Below are 1,677 nucleotides of genomic sequence, written 5' to 3' on the forward strand. Positions count from 1 at the left end.
GACCCGCACCTTGGCCCGGCGGTGCCCGAGCTCGGCGGCCCGCTCGTACCACTCCTCGCTCTCGGTGCGCGGGGCGCCGCCCACGGGTTCGCCCAGGGCCACCGGCTCCGGCGGCGGGGCCAGCGACTCCAGCAGTGCGGCCAGGCGGAACGCCGCCTCCGCACTACCGCCGCCGGCCGCGCAGCGCAGGTGCCGCTCGGCCGCCCGGTCCTCGCCGTCCCGCACCAGCGCGATGCCGACCTGCAGCGCCGCGTCGGTGTGACCGGCCGAGGCGGCCCGCTCGTACCACTTCAGCGCCGTCCGGTCCTCGTCGCGGCTGGCGAACAGGATCCCGAGGTTGAACGCGGCGTCGACGCTGCCCGCCTCGGCCGCCTTCGAGAACCACGGCTCCGCGCCGGCCGCGTCCCCGACCTGGAGCAGCATGATCGCCAGCGCGTTGGCCGCCTCGCGGTGCCCGGCGTAGGCAGCGCGCCGGTACCACTGCTCGGCCTGCGCGGTCCGGTCCTGTGCGACGCACAGCAGTGCAAGGTTGTACGCCCCGTTTTGGTCGCCCGCGTCCATGGCGGTCCGGTACCAGCGCTCCGCGGTCTGGGTCTCCCCGCGTGCGGCGTGCAGCGCGCCCAGTGCGTTGGCGGCGTTGCCGTCACCGTCCTGCGCCGCCCGGTGCCACCACACGGCGGCGCTCTCCTCGTCACCGGCGTCGCGCAGCAGGAAGCCGAGGGCGCACGCCGCACGCGCCTCCCCCTGCTTGGCGGAGGTCAGGTACCAGCGCCCGGCCTCCTTGAGCTCGCCGCGCGCCTCCAGCAGGGCGCCCAGGTGCAGGGCGGCGCGCCGGTGCCCGCGCGCGGCGGCCTGCCGGTACCACTGCTCGGCCTCGACGGGGTCGCCCTTGCGCAGGTGCCTCGCCAGCCGGTACGCGGCTTCGCGGTGCCCCTGTTCGGCGGCGGCGCGGAACCAGCGCTCGACGCCCTTGTCACCGCGGTGCTCCAGCAGGTCCGCCAGCCCGTACGCGCCCAGCGCGTGGCCGGACTCGGCCGCCTGCCGCATCCAGTACTCGGCGGCGGGCTCGTCCCCGCGCTCGCGGAAGTACCGGCCGAGGGCGTGCGCGGCGGGTGCGGATCCGGCGACGGCGGCGACCCGCCACCAGCCGGCCGCGTCCTCGGGGTATCCCCGCTGGTGGAGCAGCACGCCGAGGTTGTTCGCGGCGGCGCGGTCCCCTTCGCCCGTGGCTCCCCGCAGGTAGGGTTCCGCGCCGTCGAGGTCGCCTCGGCGCAGCAGCAGCGCACCGAGCACGCTCATGGCTCCGGGGTCGCCCTTGTCGGCGGCCACCCGGTGCCGGGCTTCCAGCTCGGCGTCGCTCGCCGCGTCGGTCTCGGCGAACATCTCCTCAGCGAAATCCGCATCGGTCAGTGCGGTCTGCGCGTCGACGACCGGAGCCGCCCCCTCGGCCTCTGTGCCCGTTCCGGACTCCGCCCTCACAAACCGCCCTGTCTCCAGCAGAGTTGACCTGTCCCCCATAAATCCCATCGTCGCATCACCTGCTACCCGCGTACACCTGGTATGTCGCAGCCAGTGAGGTCACTACAGCGTTTTGTCGACATGCCCACAGTGAGGTAAGTCAAACACGCTCCACCCACAAGTCACCCTCCCCGGCTACCGCGTGTCCGTCCCGGACAT

1 protein-coding gene is annotated in these 1,677 nt (G+C 74.4%); it reads right to left on the bottom strand.

The annotated features are described in order from the left end of the window. Nucleotides 1-1,527 (bottom strand): sel1 repeat family protein (locus ACWGIU_RS37295; RefSeq protein ID WP_453712498.1); only part of this gene is annotated, 1,527 nt, incomplete at its 3' end. Nucleotides 1,528-1,677: the final 150 nt, after the last annotated feature.

This window comes from Streptomyces sp. NPDC054840 (assembly GCF_053611065.1).